This window comes from Falsiroseomonas oryziterrae, from assembly GCF_021864505.1.
GTDB classification, from domain to species: domain Bacteria; phylum Pseudomonadota; class Alphaproteobacteria; order Acetobacterales; family Acetobacteraceae; genus Falsiroseomonas; species Falsiroseomonas oryziterrae.
Genome location: NZ_JAKJIB010000587.1, coordinates 1 through 1,235 on the forward strand (window position 1 = coordinate 1; position 1,235 = coordinate 1,235).

General features: G+C 71.8%; 1 protein-coding gene. It reads right to left on the bottom strand.

Annotated elements, in window-relative coordinates:
- Window positions 1-162 precede the first annotated feature (162 nt).
- On the bottom strand, window positions 163-915 hold the full coding sequence (locus tag L2I40_RS23405; protein ID WP_237217754.1) for an SDR family NAD(P)-dependent oxidoreductase: 753 nt from the start codon (window positions 913-915) through the stop codon (window positions 163-165).
- Window positions 916-1,235: the final 320 nt, after the last annotated feature.

Here is a 1,235-nt window from a genome sequence, read left to right on the forward strand (position 1 = left end):
CATCACCTCAGGAAACGCACCCATGCGGGGCCCCCGCGGCGTTGTTGCGAGGCGCGCCGCCGGCGCGACGCGCAGCAACGTCGTGGGGATGGCGATGGGGCCCCTGCGGCGTTGTTGCGAGGCGCGCCGCCGGCGTGACGCGCAGCAACGTCGTGGGGAAAGCTAATGCGGAAAGCGCCGCGTCCCGCCATCCACATGCACCACCTGCCCCGTGATGTAGCGCGCCCGCGGCGAGCACAGGAACGCGACCAGCACCGCCAGATCCTCGGCCTCGCCGATATAGCCCACCGGCACCTCCTTCTCCGCCCAGGCGCGCCGCGCCTCCTCGGTCGGCAGGATGCGCTGGTCGATCTGCTCGGAGCGGAGGCGCCCCGGCGGCACGCAGTTCACGGTGATGCCGTCGCGGCCCAGCACGCGCGACAGCGCCTTCGCCCAGATATGCACCGCGCCGTTCGGCGCGCTGGCGGCGTTGATGTTGTGCACCTCGTCCTGCCCGGTCAGGTTCACGATCCGCCCGAACCTTTGGGCCTGCATCGCCGGGATGAAGGCGTGCGTCATCCGCCGCCCGGCGTGGAAGTTGAGTTCCATCGACTCCATCCAGACCGCCTCCGGCCCGAGGTCGGTCTGCGGCCTGCTCCCGCCGGCATTGTTCACCAGGATGTCGCAGCGCCCGAAATGCCCGAGCACCGCGTCGCGCGTGCGCTCGGCGGCACCCGCCGCGGTGATGTCCTCCACCACGATCAACGGCTCGGCCGAGGCGGGCAGGGTGGCGGCGAGCTCCTCCAGCAGGTGCCGCCGCCGTGCGAGGATCGCCAGCCGGCAGCCTTCCTCGGCCAGCATCGTCGCGATGGCCCGTCCCAGCCCGGCCGAGGCGCCCGTCACCAGCGCCACCTTCCCCGTCAGCCGCAGATCCATCGCCCATCCTCCCGCGTCGCGTGGCCGCAGCCTGCGCCGCCACCCGCCAAACGAAAAGGGCCGCCCCTTGCGGGGCAGCCCTTTCCGGCAGGCTTGTGTTGCGATGTTGGCCCGTGCCCGCTCTCCGCGTCCGCCCCGCGCTGCCCTGCCTTGGCTTCGCCAAGGCAGGCGGACCGGAGCCGGAAGGATCGGCGCCAATCCGGGGCCCCCGCGACAACGCGCAGCGTTGTCGCCGGGATTTCGCTGGGGCGGGCGTCAGCCCGCCTTCGCCTCTTCCTTCTTCTTTCGCTTGCTTGGCTGCAGCATCGTCTGGTACGCGA

What these genes read in the sequence shown, in the direction of transcription:
- L2I40_RS23405 (WP_237217754.1), bottom strand. Translation starts at nt 915, where the DNA reads ATGGATCTGCGGCTGACGGGGAAGGTGGCGCTGGTGACGGGCGCCTCG.